Genomic DNA, 13183 nt, shown 5'->3' with positions numbered 1-13183 from the left:
GTCGCGGCGGGGGCGCATGGTCATGTCATGGCGCGAAACCTGGAGTTGGGGGCACGGGGCGAGGACCTGGCGGTCGAGCATCTCGTCGGGCGGGGAATGACCGTGCTGGAACGCAATTGGCGGTGCCGCTACGGCGAACTGGACGTCATCGCGCGGGACGGCGAGGCGGTGGTGTTCGTGGAGGTCAAGACCCGCTCGGGTCGGGGCTTCGGGACGCCCGCCGAGGCGGTGACCTTCGCCAAGCAGTCCCGGATCCGACGGCTCGCGGGGCTGTGGCTGCGCGCACAGCCGCGGGGCTGGGCGCGGGTGCGCTTCGACGTCGTCGCGATCGTCGTCGAGGCCGGCCGACAGCCCGAGATCGTGCACCTCGAGGCGGTGTTCTGATGACGCTGGGACGGGCGCACTCGGTGGCGGTCCGCGGAGTCGAGGGGCAGCTGGTCGAGATCGAGGCGGACCTCGGTCGCGGGCTGCCGGGGGTGCACCTGGTCGGGCTGCCGGACACCGCGCTGCAGGAATCGCGGGACCGGGTCCGCGCCGCGGTCACCAACTCCGGTGAGAAGTGGCCGGATTCGCGGGTGATCCTGGCGCTCTCGCCGGCGACGCTGCCCAAAGGCGGCAGTGCGTACGATCTGGCGCTCGCGTGTTCCGTGCTGGCGGCGGATGCGAAGGTGCCGAGCGGCGACCTCGACAAGTCGGTGCTGCTCGGCGAACTCGCACTCGACGGTCGGTTGCGGACGGTCCGGGGCGTGCTGCCCGCGGTGCTCGCCGCCAAGAACGCCGGCTGGTCGTGCGTGGTCGTGCCGCACGCCGCGCTGCCCGAGGCCGGGCTCGTCGAGGGTATCGAGGTGCTCGGTGCCCGCGACCTGCGGGAGGTCATCGAGTGGCTGCGCGGGGAACTGATGCTGTCGAAACCGGGCCCGATGGACCAGGACCTGACACCCGCGGTCGCCGACCTCAGCGAGGTCGCCGGTCAGTCGGAGGCTCGACTGGCGCTCGAGGTGGCCGCCGCCGGGGCACACCACCTGATGCTCACCGGACCGCCAGGGATCGGCAAGACCATGCTCGCCCAACGACTTCCGGGGGTGTTGCCGCCGCTGAGCGAGGGCGAGGCGCTGGAGGTGACGGCCATCCACTCGGTCGCCGGACTGCTGACCAGCGAACGTCCGCTGATCACCGAGCCGCCGTTCGTCGCCCCGCACCACTCGTGTTCGATCAGTGCGCTGGTCGGCGGCGGGTCGGGGATGGCGCGGCCGGGCGCGGTCAGCCGGGCACACCGCGGCGTGCTGTTCCTCGACGAGTGCGCCGAACTGGGGGTCAAGGCGCTCGAGGCGCTGCGCACGCCGCTCGAGGACGGGGAGGTTCGGATCGCCCGCCGTGACGGCGTGGCCTGCTACCCGGCCCGGTTCCAGCTCGTGCTGGCGGCGAACCCGTGCCCGTGTGCGCCGCCGCGGGAGGTGGACTGCATCTGTGCCCCGACCGCCCGGCGCCGCTACCTCGGGAAGCTGTCGGGCCCGCTGATGGACCGGGTGGACCTGCGGGTGCGGATGCGGGCGCTGTCCGTCGGTGCGCTCAACGGCGAGGCCGCGGAGTCGACGGCGACGGTTCGGGACCGGGTGGCGCAGGCGCGGGCCACCGCGGTCGAGCGGTGGAGCGACTTCGGCTGGCGCACCAACGCGGAGGTGCCGGGACCGGCACTGCGGCAACGTTTCCGGCTCGCCCGCAGCGCACTCGCCCCGTTGGAGCGGTCGCTGCGGGAGGGCCAGATCACCGCCCGCGGCGCCGACCGCGCACTGCGGGTCGCGTGGACGCTGGCCGACCTCGCCGGGCTGACGGTGCCCGGTGAAGACCAGGTCGGCATGGCGCTCGAGTACCGCGATCGGCGGGGAGAGTGAACCCGCGCCGGGCCGCCTGGGCCTACCTGTCACAGGCGGCGCTCGGACCGTGCGCACCGCTGGTCGAACTGGTCGCGGCGGTCGGTCCGGAGGACGCAGCGCGGGCGGTGCGGCAGGCCGACCTGCCGGAGGTGCTGCGTTCGCGCACCGCCGCCCGGCGGGACCTGGACACCGCCGAACGCGACCTCGCGGCGGTCGAGCGGCTCGGCGGCCGGCTGCTCACCCCCGACGACGACGACTGGCCGGCATGGAAGCTGCTGGCCTTCGACGCGATGGACCAGCGCCGGGACCGCGAGTGCGCGCCTCCGCTGGCGCTGTGGGTACTCGGGAGCCGTTCGCTGACCGAGCTCACCGAACGGGCGGTCGCGGTGGTCGGAACGCGTGCCGCCACCGGCTACGGCGAGCACGTGACCACGCAGTTCGTCGACGACCTGGCGGGGGAGGGTTGGACCGTGGTCTCCGGTGCGGCCTACGGAGTGGACGGGGCCGCCCACCGGGCGGCGCTGGCCGCGGGGGCGCCGACGGTCGCGGTGCTGGCCTGTGGGGTGGACCGTGCGTACCCGGCCGGTCATGCGCGACTGCTGCGCGAGATCGCCCGCGAGGGCGCAGTGCTCAGCGAGTACCCGCCTGGAACCGCTCCCGCGCGGCACCGGTTCCTCGCGAGGAACCGGCTGGTCGCGGGGTTGTCGGACGCGGTGCTGGTGGTCGAGGCCGGTGCCCGCAGCGGTGCCCGCAACACCGCGGTGTGGGCCGCCGGACTCGGCAGGCCGGTCCTTGCGGTTCCCGGTCCGGTGACCTCGGCCTCGTCGGTCGGTTGTCACCGGATGATCCGTGACGGCGAGGCGGTGCTGGCCTCGCGGGCCGCCGACGTGTCGGTCGCGGCGGGTCCGATCCGGGCGGGGGAGAGCGAGGGTGGCCCGGCCCGACCCCTCGACGGGCTGTCGCACAAGGCCGCGGTGGTGTACGAGGCGTTTCCGGCGTCCGGTTCGGTTGGCGTACGGCAACTTTCGGAGGACTCCGGGCTACCCGTCGAGGCGGTGCGCGGTGCACTGCCGGTACTCGAACTCGAAGGGCTGGTCGGGTCGGACGAGACGGGCTGGTTCCGGCGGGGATGAGAAGGACGAGAAGGGAGTGGGCAATGCCAATTTCACGGGGGGACGTCGGGTGCTGGATCGTCAAGGGCAACCCGACGGTGTGGGACTACTTCGGCAGCATCGGGGACGAGACACGACCGGAGGTGTACCCGAGCAGTTGGAGTCTGAGCGGAAGCTCGCGGCGTCCCGCGCTCGTCGAGCGGGGAGACCTTGTGGCGCTGTGGATCACCGGGCCGAAGAACCCGGGCATCTACGAGGTCGGGCGGGTCACCAGTGACGGCGCGGTCGACTGGCCGGCTGGATTCGACGCCGCGCACGCGGTCGACAGGGAGAAGGCGTCGCGACCGTGCCTGGGCGTCGAGTTCGACGGGGTCCGGCTGTCCGGCCCGACGTACGTTCCGCGGGAAGAGATGCGGGCGGCACCCGCATTGCAGCGGTGCGAGCAGTTCCGGGTACCGAGGATGTCGAATCCGAGCTTCCTGACCCCGGACGAGACGGCGGCACTGGCGGCGCTGCTCACGGACCGGGTGCCACCCGCCCTGCTGGCCCGGGTGGGGTGGCACCTCGGGTAGCCGCGCAGCAGATCGGATTCAGAGCCTGGTGCCGTTGTGGACCAGGCGACCGCTGACGCTGTAACCACCGATCCCTCGAGCCGTGACGGACTGGTTCGCGGGACGCTTCCCCGTGGACCAGGCCGTCACGGCTCGGGCTCAGCTCGCGAACTGCGGGCAGATGTTCGCCAGCGCGGCGGCGTAGACCTGCTGGGCGTCCGCGGCCGCGGACGGATCGCCCTTGGTCATCATCGCCACGTAGCCGGACCAGTCGGACCAGGCACCGGTGGAGGTCGCGGAGGGACGGAGTTGTTCGAAGGCGTCACAGTAGTTGTGCCCGGCCGCGACCAACGCGCCGCGCTGCGAGCGTGCGGTTGCCAGGGTCGAACCGTCGGGGGCGACCACGTCGTCCCAACGGGACTGCGAGCAGACCGCTTTCGCGAAGGCGGCATCCCCGCCCGTCGGTACCGCCTTGAAGACGGCGCTGTCGCGCACGCGCGCCACCTGGGCGTCACGGCCCTGGTCGAACTGCGTGGCCAGTTGACGGAAGGTGTCGTCGGCCCCGCCCGGGCCGGACGGTTGCGGCTTGAGCACGTCGACGAGTTCCTCGGCGGACGCATTGGGGAGCGAGGCGTCGACGCAGTCCCGCGCGCCGGAGGCGGAGTCATCGGCCTGGGCGGACGAGGAGCAGCCCACGACCGCGGCGGCCGCGGCGGCGACCAGCAGGGAAACGGAACAGGCGCGGCGAACGGGGTGCATTTTCCTCCGATGACGATGATGAAAGACGGTTGACGACAACGCGTCAGGAGTATTCCAGTCGTCGGCCGATCCGGGGGCGGATCTTCCCTGCCAGTTCGCGTTCAGTGACCTCACACGGAGTCGATGTACCGTTAGGCAAGGCTAATAATGGAGGTTCCGGGATGTCTCGTCCGATCACCACCCTGACCGTGCTGCGCACCGAGCAGCTGACCCCGCACCTCGTGCGGGTCTACCTCGGCGACCCCGGATTCGACGAGTTCGTGCCCAACGGCCACACCGACGCGTACGTCAAACTGATGTTCGGCACCGACGAAGAACCGGTGGTGCGCACCTACACGGTGCGCAGTGTCGACGACGAGAAGCGCGAGATCGCGATCGACTTCGTGGTGCACGGTGACGAGGGCATCGCGGGGCGATGGGCGGCGTCGGCTCAGCCCGGTGAGACCGTACGGCTGCGCGGGCCCGGCGGTGCCTACGCCCCGCGCCCCGACGCCGACTGGTACCTGCTCGCCGGCGACGAATCGGCCGTCCCCGCAATCTCTTCCGCCGTCGAGGCGCTGCCCGCCGGTGCGGTCGCGCAGGTGTTCCTCGAGGTCGCCGGTCCGGAGGACGAGGTGGAACTGAGCAGCGCGGCGAATCTCGACGTCACCTGGATCCACCGCGGCGGCGGTGCCAACGAGGTCGGCGACGACCGCGCGGGCGACAACGCGCCGATCGTCGCGGCAGTACGGGCAGCGCAGTGGCTGCCCGGTCAACCGCACGTGTTCATCCATGGCGAGGCGCACGCCGTCATGCACGGACTGCGCGCCTACGTGCGTAAGGAGCGCGGCGTCACCGCGGAGTGGGCGTCGATCTCCGGATATTGGCGCCGCGGCCGCACCGAGGAGGGCTTCCGGGTGTGGAAGTCCGACCTCGCCGCCTCGGAGAGTGTGGGCTAGACGTCTTCGGCCCCCGGCGCGGACCTCGGGCTGGTGAGTACGTACACGCTGATCACCACCGCCCACACCGGAAAGACCAGGGCTACCCAGATGCTGAAGCTGACCACGACCAGCAGGGTCAGCGCGAGCAGGTAGGTGGCGATCACCAGCCATCGAGGCATCAGTCCGGTGCGTAGCCAGATCGTTCCGAGCGAGATCATGAACACGCCCGCCATGCGCACCCCGTAGACGTTGTTGAGGTGCAGCATCACGATACGGCCCAAGTTGACGGTCTCGTCGTGGCCGGCGTTCGCGTCACGGGAGACGGCGAGAATCCCGCCGGCGACCGCCATCGAAGTGAAAGTCGTCGCCAGGAACAGCAGGCCGCTGCCGAGAGCGACTGTCGCGAAGAAGCGATCCTCGTAGGTGCCGAGCCGGTCGCGGAGGACGCCGAGGAACCACAGGAACGCGATCCCGGCGAGCGGTGCGAGCGTCAGGGCGGTGGCGATTCGCGAGCCGTTGTGCACCCACGGGGTGGCGGTGTCGGCGGGTAGCGAGGTACCCAGCAGGACGATGCTCGTCGCGAAGAGCACCCCGAAGGCGATCCCGGCGACCGCCGCGGCGCGCGGCGTCCGCAGTCGACGGAGTTCGGTCGCACCGCGCCTGTCGTCCCCGCCACTGACTCCCGGCCGCTGGCTCCGCCCCCGCCCTCGCGGAGGCGGAGCCGACGTGGCCACGGCGTCACTCGCGGGAGAGCATCGCGGCGGCTTCCCGTTCGAGGTCGACGAAGGGTTCGCCGCTCACGTCGACCGCCACCCGGTCCAGCGTCCCTCCGGTGAACTCGAACGGGGCGCGGCCGGAGTAGTGGTCGGTGATGGCCTCGGCGCCGCTCCGGCCGACCGTGAGGCCTGCACCTGCAAGCCCGAACATGCCGGCTTGGGTCCGGATCCGGCCCTCGCCGACCTTCCGGTCCCCGTAGTACAGGCTGAGCATGCCGCGGGCCGTTCCGGGCGGATCCTCGCCCTCCTTGTCGAAGGACGCGGCCAGGATCAGATTCTCGCCCTCGGGCAGGTCCACGGTCGCGCTGATCCGCTGCTCCTCGCTGCCGACGAAGTTGTAGACGTAGTGCAGGCGGTTGTCCTTGACGTAGAGCGCGTGGCCGCCGAACCGGCTGCCCTGCGCGAACAGGACACCGGCCGAACCGGGGCCGGGCAGGTCGACGAGCGCGCCGATCGAGTACGACCGGTTGCGGAAGCTGACCGCGACGGTCTCGGGAACCTCGGCTCGACCGGGGCGATAGACGTAGCGGTTGCGCGGCGGCGCGAGTTGCGGGCGGGGGGTCGTCAGGATCTCGACCGGGGAACGGTCGTCGAGAGGGTAGGCCTGGTTCGCGCCCGCCTCGTGGAACCACAGTCCCACCAGCTCGGCGAGCCGTCCGGGTTCGGCGGTGGCGAGGTCGCGCAGCTCCGTGCGATCGGTGTCGGTGTGGTAGAGCTCCCAGGTGTCGTCCGGGAAGTGGCTCCAACCGCTGATCGCCGGATGGGTGGTGACCGCCTTCCAGCCGTCGTGCCAGATGCCCCGGGTGCCGAGCATCGAGTAGAACTGGGTGTGCTTGGCGGTCGGGATGGCGCCGTGGTCGAAGCTGTAGCGCATGCTCACGCCCTGGATCGGGTGCTGCGTGTAGCCCTTCACCGTGTCCGGGAGTTCGACGCCGAGGCAGTCGAGCAGGGTCGGCACGATGTCGACGGCGTGGTGGTACTGGTCCCGGGTCTCGCCGCGCGCGGCGATCCCGGCCGGCCAGGACAGGATGCACGGATCGCACGTACCGCCGTTGAACGAGTAGCGCTTCCACATCTTGAACGGGGTGTTGAACGCCATCGCCCACCCGTTCGGGTAGTGGTTGTAGGTCCTCGTACCGCCCAGTTCGTCGATCATGGCCATGTTCTCGGCCAAATCGTCGGCGACTCCGTTGAAGAGCTTGTTCTCGTTGACCGAGCCGTTGGGACCGCCCTCGCCGCTGGCACCGTTGTCGGAGACCAGCACGACGATGGTGTTGTCGAGCTGGTCGATCTCGTCGAGGTAGGCCAGGAGGCGGCCGATCTGGTCGTCGCAGTGCGACAGGAAGCCCGCGTACACCTCGGCCATCCGGGCGAAGAGTCGTTTCTCGTTGGCGGACAGAGTGTCCCACGGTCGGGTGAAGTCCAGTGGCGGGAACGGTTTCCCGTCGGGGCCCGTCCGGTTCTCGGGGGTGCCGATCGGGTTGAGCGGCGGCAGCCCGGCGTCCTGCGGGACGAGGCCCATCTCCTTCTGCCGGGCCAGCGTCCGCTCGCGCATCGCCTCGTAGCCCTCGTCGAACCTGCCCCGGTAGCGATCGGCCCACTCGCGCGGCGCCTGGTGGGGTGCGTGCGCGCAGCCCGGTGCGTAGTACAGGAACACCGGCCGATCCGGTGCAATCGCCTTGACGTCGTCGATGAACTCGATGGCCCGGTCGGTGATGTCGACGCCGAAGTGGTAACCCTGATCCGGCGTTGCCGGCTGCTCGACCGGGTGGTTGTCGTGCACCAGGTCCGGGTACCACTGGTTCGTCTCGGCGCCGAGGAAGCCGTAGAAACGCTCGAAACCTCGGCCGACAGGCCAGTTCGCCTTGGTGGACGCCAGATTCATCTCGTCTGCGGCGCACAGGTGCCACTTGCCGACCATCGCGGTGCTGAACCCGCGTTCGACCAGGATCTCGGCGAGGGTGGCGCACTCCGGCGGAATGTGTCCGTTCGCGCCGGGAAACCCGACCGCCGCCTCGCTGATGCAGGCCATGCCGTTGGAGGTGTGATTACGCCCCGTCAGCAGACAGGATCGGGTCGGGGAACACAGTGCGGTGGTGTGCCATTGGCCGTAACGCAGACCGTTCGCCGCGATCCTGTCGATGTTCGGCGTGTCGATGGGACCGCCGTAACAGCCGAGTGCCCCGAATCCCACGTCGTCGAGCACGATGTACAGCACGTTCGGCGATCCCGGCGGTGCCTTCGGCTGCTCGTACGGACCCCAATCGGGGATCGAGTCACGAATATCCAGGTTGACGACACCTCTGAACGGCTTGGCCATGACAAGGCTCCTCACACGGGATCCGCCCCTGCCCCTCCACTCAAGCACCCAGCCCCGGTGCTGGCTAGACGGTCGCCGACTCCGGGGCCGCTTCTCGTGTCGCCGGGCGCGTCAGCGTCAGCAGGGCCGTCGTCGCGACCGCAGCGCACACCAGGATGCTCGTCGCCATTCCCGTCGCCGAACCGCCGACCAACGGCGACACCAGGGCCGCGAGACCGAACTGGCCCGCGCCCATCAGCGCCGAACCGGTACCCGCCGCCCGCGGCACCTCGGACTGCCCGAGCGCGGTGGCGTTGCCCATGACGAATCCGATGGCGGTGGTCATCAGGAACAGCAGCGGCAGGACCGCCCAGCGGTTCGTCCCGCCGACGGTCACCTCGAGCACGAGGGCCGCCCCTACGGTGAGGAGTGCGAGCACGCCGAAGGTCAGCAGTTGGCGGGCGTGGAACCGGCCGATCAGTTTGGTGTTGACGATGCTGCCGCCGACGATGCCGATCGAGTTCACGCCGAACACGATCGAGAACTGTCCCGGGGACAGGCCGAGCACGTCTTGCACCACGAACGGCGACGCGGAGATGTAGGAGAACAGTGCGCCGAACCCGAACATGAACGTCAGCGCGTATCCGACGTAGCGCCGGTTGCCGACCGCGTAGCGCACGTTGCGGGCGAGGGCTGCCAACCCGCCGCCGTGCCGTCGTTCGGCCGGCAGGGTCTCGGGGATCAGCGTCGCGACACCGAGGACCATCAGTACTCCGGCGCCGGTGAGGACCCAGAAGATGCCGCGCCAGCCGATCGGGCCGAGCAGGGCGCCGCCGAGCAGCGGCGCCACCACCGGGGCGACGCCGCCGATGATCATCATGATCGAGAACAGCTTCGCGGCCAGATCACCCTTGGCGCGGTCGGCAATCACCGCGCGCGCCAACACGATTGCCGCACCGCCGCTCAGGCCCTGCAGCAGTCGGGCGGCGATCAGCACCTCGGCGGTCGGCGCGAGTGCGCACAGGACGCCGCTGATCGCGAACGCGACGGTGCCGCCGAGGAGCAACTTGCGCCTGCCCCAACCGTCGGAGAGCGGGCCGACGATCAGCTGTCCGATACCCAGACCTGCCATGAACGTGGACAGGGTCAGCTGGACCGTGCCGTCCGCGGTGGCCAGGTCCTCGCCGAGCGCTGGCAACCCGGGCAGGTACATGTCGGTCGCGAGCGGGGCGATGGCGGACAGCAGCGCGAGGGCCAGCAGCATGGGAATCGAAATGGCTCGGGTCACATGTGGAACCCAGCGGCGCGGATGCTTGATTTATTCCAGTTCCGGGGACAACCTTCGTCACATGGCATCGGACGCGGCATCGGCTCACGACGAGTTGCCGGCGCGCCTCGCCGAGCATCTGGACGCCTACGCCGAGCATCTGCGGCTCGAGCGCGGCCGCTCCGAGCACACCGTGCGCGCCTACGTCGCCGATGCCCGTTCGCTGCTCGGGCACCTGGCCACCGACACGCCCGACGCCGGACTCGGCGATCTCGACCTGCGTGCGATGCGGGCCTGGCTGGCCGCGCAGGCCGCCTCGGGGGTGGCCCGCAGCACCCTGGCCCGGCGGACCGCGGCCGCGCGGACCTTCACCGCCTGGCTGGCCCGCACCCGCCGGATCGCCCGCGACCCCGGCATCCGGCTCGCCTCGCCGAAGTCGCACCGCGCCCTGCCCGCAGTGCTGCGCCAGGGGCAGGCCGCCGAGGCGATGGCGGCCGCCGAATCCGGAGCCGCGCAGCTCGAACCCGTCGCCGTGCGGGACCGGCTGATCGTGGAGTTGTTGTACGCCACCGGGATTCGCGTCGGCGAGCTCTGCGGTCTGGACCTCGGCGACGTCGACCACGACCGTCGGGTGCTGAAGGTGCTGGGCAAGGGCAACAGGGAACGCAGCGTTCCGTTCGGCGGGCCGGCGGCCGCGGCCCTCGACGCCTGGCTGCGCTCCGGACGCCCGGCCCTGGTGACCGCGGACTCGGGGACGGCGTTGCTGCTCGGCAAACGCGGCAGGCGGCTCGACCAACGGCAGGCCCGGTCGGTGGTGCACGAGGTGCTCGAGGCGGTGCCCGGCGCACCGAGCCTCGCCCCGCACGGACTGCGGCACTCGGCGGCCACCCACCTGCTCGAGGGCGGCGCCGACCTGCGGGTCGTCCAGGAACTGCTCGGACACACCAGCCTCGCGACCACCCAGCTGTACACCCACGTGTCGGTCGCGCGGCTGCGCGCGGTGCACGACCAGGCCCACCCGCGGGCGTGATCATCCGGTCCTCGCCACAGGCCCGGCGTGCAGCGGCTTGAGCCGCACCGGCGTTGCCCGGACCAGCCCCAGCGGGTCGAGGTACTCGCGGCCGCGCCGCACTCCCCAGTGCAGGCACGCGCCGGGGCACTCCGGGTGTCCCGGTTCGAGGGTGCCGAGCACACTTCCGCGGTCGACCCGCTGACCGGTGCGCACCGTGGCCCGCACCGGCTCGTAGGTCGTGCGCAGTCCGCCGGCGTGGTCGACCGAGACTACGGGCTTGCCGGCGACCGTCCCGGCGAAGGCCACCAGTCCGTCGCCGGCGGCAAGCGCCGGTTGACCGTCGCTGCCGAGCAGGTCGACGCCTCGGTGGCCGGGCAGCCAGTCGTGCTCGGGGCGGTCGAACGGTCGCCCGACCGCCGGTCGGGGGCGCAGCGGCCAGTCGAACCCACCCGCGGGTGCGGCGGCACTGGGCGCGGCGGTCAACAGCAGCAGGGCGGACAAGCCGAGCGAGGCCGGTAGTCGCATCCCTCCACGGTCCGGGAGGCTGCCCGGTGACGGAACCCCCTCTGCGGGACCTGTGGATCGTCCCGCCGTCCATCCACAGACGCCTGACCGCCGGTTATGACCTGTGAGTGTCAACCCGTACACTCGACACGCGGTCTGTGTTTGCGCAGTCCGACTTCGCGCGCCCGCGCAAGAACAATCGGCCTTCGGCTGGTCCTGCATCCGTGCAGGTCCGAGGGTTGGCGGGCGCCAGGGCAGGGGTCACCCGACCGCCTGCGACAACCGGCAATGAAAGAGGTACACAGCCATGGCTGTCGTCACCATGAAGCAGATGCTCGACAGTGGTACCCACTTCGGGCATCAGACCCGTCGCTGGAACCCGAAGATGAAGCGTTTCATCCTTACGGACCGCAACGGCATCTACATCATCGACCTGCAGCAGACCCTGACGTACATCGACAAGGCGTACGAGTTCGTCAAGGAGACCGTCGCCCACGGCGGCACCGTGCTCTTCGTCGGCACCAAGAAGCAGGCGCAGGAGTCCATCGCCGAAGAGGCCACCCGCGTCGGCATGCCCTACGTGAACCAGCGCTGGCTCGGCGGCATGCTCACCAACTTCTCCACCGTCCACAAGCGTCTGCTGCGCCTCAAGGATCTCGAGGCCATGGAGCAGACCGGTGGCTTCGAGGGTCGCACCAAGAAGGAAATCCTCATGCTCACGCGTGAGATGACCAAGCTGGACCGCACCCTCGGTGGCATCCGGGACATGGCCAAGGTTCCGTCGGCCATCTGGGTCGTCGACACCAACAAGGAGCACCTCGCGGTCTCCGAGGCTCGCAAGCTGAACATCCCGGTCATCGCGATCCTGGACACCAACTGCGATCCCGACCTGGTCGACTACCCGATCCCGGGCAACGACGACGCCATCCGCTCCGCCGCGCTGCTGACCAAGGTCGTCGCCTCCGCGGTGGCCGAGGGCCTGCAGGCCCGCGCGGGCCGCGGTTCCGCGGACGACGCGAAGCCCGAGGCCGGCACCGAGCCGCTCGCCGAGTGGGAGCAGGAGCTGCTCTCGCAGGCCGCCCCCGCCCCCGCCGCCGACGCCGAGGCTGCCCCGGCCGCCGAGGCACCGGCCGCCGACGCGGCCCCCGAGGCCCCGCTGGCCTAGTTGACTCGGCCCTGACCGTCACGGTCAGGGCCGTTTCACTCCTATTCACCCGGCTCCACAATTACGAGGAGGCTCGCCCCAGATGGCGAACTACACCGCCGCTGACGTGAAGCGGCTCCGTGAGCTCACCGGCTCCGGAATGATGGACTGCAAGAACGCACTCGCCGAGACCGACGGCGATTTCGACAAGGCTGTCGAGCTGCTGCGCATCAAGGGCGCCAAGGACGTGGGCAAGCGCGCCGAGCGCACCACGGCCGAGGGCCTGGTCGTGGCCAAGGACGGCGTCATGGTCGAGCTCAACTGCGAGACCGACTTCGTCGCGAAGAACGCCGAGTTCCAGGAGCTCGCGGACAAGGTCGTCACCGCGGCCGCCGCAGCCAAGCCTGCCGACCTCGAGGCCCTCAAGGCCGCCACCGCCGGCGATCAGACCGCGGACGAGCTCGTTGCGGCTCTCTCCGCCAAGATCGGCGAGAAGCTCGAGCTGCGTCGCGTCGTCGCGTTCGACGGCCCGGTCGCGACCTACCTGCACAAGCGCAGTGCCGACCTGCCGCCCGCCGTCGGCGTTCTGGTCGAGTACACGGGCGAGGGTGACGCTGCCGCGGAGGCCGCTCGCGCCGCCGCCATGCAGGTTGCCGCGCTCAAGGCGAAGTACGTCACCCGCGACGAGGTCCCCGCGGACATCGTCGAGGCCGAGCGTCGCGTCGCGGAGGAGACGGCCAAGGAGGAGGGCAAGCCCGAGGCTGCACTCCCCAAGATCGTCGAGGGTCGCGTCAACGGCTTCTTCAAGGACGTCGTGCTCACCGAGCAGTCCTCCGTCACCGACTCGAAGAAGACCGTCAAGGCTCTTCTCGACGAGGCCGGCGTGACCATCACCCGCTTCGCGCGGTTCGAGGTCGGCGCCAGCTAGTCGCTGCGTAACCGCACAACGGCCCCGTCACCTTCGT

Annotated in this window: 13 protein-coding genes; 8 read left to right on the top strand and 5 right to left on the bottom strand. The window is 70.6% G+C overall.

Translation table 11 applies throughout. The annotated features are described in order from the left end of the window. Positions 1 to 27 precede the first annotated feature (27 nt). Genes FK531_RS16095 through FK531_RS16080 form a run of 4 tightly spaced genes read left to right on the top strand, consistent with a single transcriptional unit; the run spans position 28 to position 3558 of the window. A complete protein-coding gene (locus FK531_RS16095; RefSeq protein ID WP_142101103.1) occupies positions 28 to 384 on the top strand; it encodes a YraN family protein in 357 nt (118 codons plus the stop codon). Continuing rightward, on the top strand, positions 384 to 1892 hold the full coding sequence (locus FK531_RS16090) for a YifB family Mg chelatase-like AAA ATPase (protein ID WP_142101102.1): 1509 nt from the start codon (positions 384 to 386) through the stop codon (positions 1890 to 1892). The genes FK531_RS16095 and FK531_RS16090 overlap by 1 nt, the downstream gene beginning before the upstream one ends. Continuing rightward, positions 1889 to 3007, top strand: a complete 1119-nt coding sequence (gene dprA / locus FK531_RS16085) for a DNA-processing protein DprA (RefSeq protein ID WP_142101100.1) — start codon at positions 1889 to 1891, stop codon at positions 3005 to 3007. Before FK531_RS16090 ends, dprA begins: the two co-directional genes overlap by 4 nt. 23 nt (positions 3008 to 3030) lie before the next feature. Next, entirely contained in the window at positions 3031 to 3558 is a 528-nt protein-coding gene (locus FK531_RS16080) for an EVE domain-containing protein (RefSeq protein WP_142101099.1), read from the top strand. A 138-nt stretch (positions 3559 to 3696) separates the two neighbouring features. Here FK531_RS16080 and FK531_RS16075 read toward each other — a convergent pair whose 3' ends face one another. Then, a complete protein-coding gene (locus FK531_RS16075; RefSeq protein ID WP_142101097.1) occupies positions 3697 to 4296 on the bottom strand; it encodes a hypothetical protein in 600 nt (199 codons plus the stop codon). Between the two features lie 161 nt (positions 4297 to 4457). Here FK531_RS16075 and FK531_RS16070 point away from each other — a divergent pair, with 161 nt between their 5' ends. After that, positions 4458 to 5234, top strand: coding sequence for a siderophore-interacting protein (locus FK531_RS16070; protein ID WP_142101095.1), 777 nt, complete (start codon positions 4458 to 4460; stop codon positions 5232 to 5234). Here FK531_RS16070 and FK531_RS16065 read toward each other — a convergent pair. The 3 genes from FK531_RS16065 to FK531_RS16055 form a co-directional block, all read right to left on the bottom strand. After that, positions 5231 to 5851, bottom strand: a complete 621-nt coding sequence (locus FK531_RS16065) for a hypothetical protein (RefSeq protein ID WP_142101393.1) — start codon at positions 5849 to 5851, stop codon at positions 5231 to 5233. The two genes, FK531_RS16070 and FK531_RS16065, sit on opposite strands and share 4 nt — an antisense overlap. Before the next feature lie 103 nt (positions 5852 to 5954). After that, complete coding sequence (locus FK531_RS16060) at positions 5955 to 8312, bottom strand: arylsulfatase (RefSeq protein ID WP_142101094.1); 2358 nt, start codon at positions 8310 to 8312, stop codon at positions 5955 to 5957. Positions 8313 to 8376: 64 nt separating this feature from the next. Next, positions 8377 to 9555, bottom strand: a complete 1179-nt coding sequence (locus FK531_RS16055) for a multidrug effflux MFS transporter (protein WP_142101391.1) — start codon at positions 9553 to 9555, stop codon at positions 8377 to 8379. Between the two features lie 85 nt (positions 9556 to 9640). Between FK531_RS16055 and FK531_RS16050 the strand changes: the two genes are divergently transcribed. Next, entirely contained in the window at positions 9641 to 10588 is a 948-nt protein-coding gene (locus FK531_RS16050) for a tyrosine recombinase XerC (protein WP_142101092.1), read from the top strand. Here FK531_RS16050 and FK531_RS16045 read toward each other — a convergent pair whose 3' ends face one another. After that, positions 10589 to 11095 (bottom strand): M23 family metallopeptidase, encoded by a 507-nt coding sequence (locus FK531_RS16045; RefSeq protein ID WP_142101091.1) that lies wholly within the window; start codon positions 11093 to 11095, stop codon positions 10589 to 10591. 286 nt (positions 11096 to 11381) lie between these two features. On the opposite strand from FK531_RS16045, the gene rpsB reads away from it, so the two are divergent. After that, entirely contained in the window at positions 11382 to 12239 is an 858-nt protein-coding gene (gene rpsB / locus FK531_RS16040) for a 30S ribosomal protein S2 (protein WP_142101089.1), read from the top strand. Between the two features lie 82 nt (positions 12240 to 12321). Further along, positions 12322 to 13146 carry a translation elongation factor Ts gene (gene tsf / locus FK531_RS16035; RefSeq protein WP_142101088.1) on the top strand — a complete coding sequence of 275 codons (825 nt, stop codon included), beginning with the start codon at positions 12322 to 12324 and terminating at the stop codon, positions 13144 to 13146. Positions 13147 to 13183 lie beyond the last annotated feature (37 nt).

It is taken from the genome of Rhodococcus spelaei, from assembly GCF_006704125.1.
Taxonomy (GTDB): Bacteria; Actinomycetota; Actinomycetes; order Mycobacteriales; family Mycobacteriaceae; genus Rhodococcus_G; species Rhodococcus_G spelaei.
The sequence above is the reverse complement of the archived record's forward strand: the minus strand, read 5'-3'. Positions and strand labels throughout refer to the sequence as shown.

Excerpts from the sequence above, each read along its gene's own strand:
- rpsB (WP_142101089.1), top strand. The coding sequence starts at position 11,382 with ATGGCTGTCGTCACCATGAAGCAGATGCTCGACAGTGGTACCCACTTC.
- FK531_RS16070 (WP_142101095.1), top strand. The coding sequence starts at position 4,458 with ATGTCTCGTCCGATCACCACCCTGACCGTGCTGCGCACCGAGCAGCTG.
- FK531_RS16080 (WP_142101099.1), top strand. The coding sequence starts at position 3,031 with ATGCCAATTTCACGGGGGGACGTCGGGTGCTGGATCGTCAAGGGCAAC.
- FK531_RS16060 (WP_142101094.1), bottom strand. The coding sequence starts at position 8,312 with ATGGCCAAGCCGTTCAGAGGTGTCGTCAACCTGGATATTCGTGACTCG.
- FK531_RS16055 (WP_142101391.1), bottom strand. The coding sequence starts at position 9,555 with ATGCTGCTGGCCCTCGCGCTGCTGTCCGCCATCGCCCCGCTCGCGACC.
- FK531_RS16050 (WP_142101092.1), top strand. The coding sequence starts at position 9,641 with ATGGCATCGGACGCGGCATCGGCTCACGACGAGTTGCCGGCGCGCCTC.
- FK531_RS16045 (WP_142101091.1), bottom strand. The coding sequence starts at position 11,095 with ATGCGACTACCGGCCTCGCTCGGCTTGTCCGCCCTGCTGCTGTTGACC.
- FK531_RS16095 (WP_142101103.1), top strand. The coding sequence starts at position 28 with ATGGCGCGAAACCTGGAGTTGGGGGCACGGGGCGAGGACCTGGCGGTC.
- FK531_RS16075 (WP_142101097.1), bottom strand. The coding sequence starts at position 4,296 with ATGCACCCCGTTCGCCGCGCCTGTTCCGTTTCCCTGCTGGTCGCCGCC.
- tsf (WP_142101088.1), top strand. The coding sequence starts at position 12,322 with ATGGCGAACTACACCGCCGCTGACGTGAAGCGGCTCCGTGAGCTCACC.
- FK531_RS16090 (WP_142101102.1), top strand. The coding sequence starts at position 384 with ATGACGCTGGGACGGGCGCACTCGGTGGCGGTCCGCGGAGTCGAGGGG.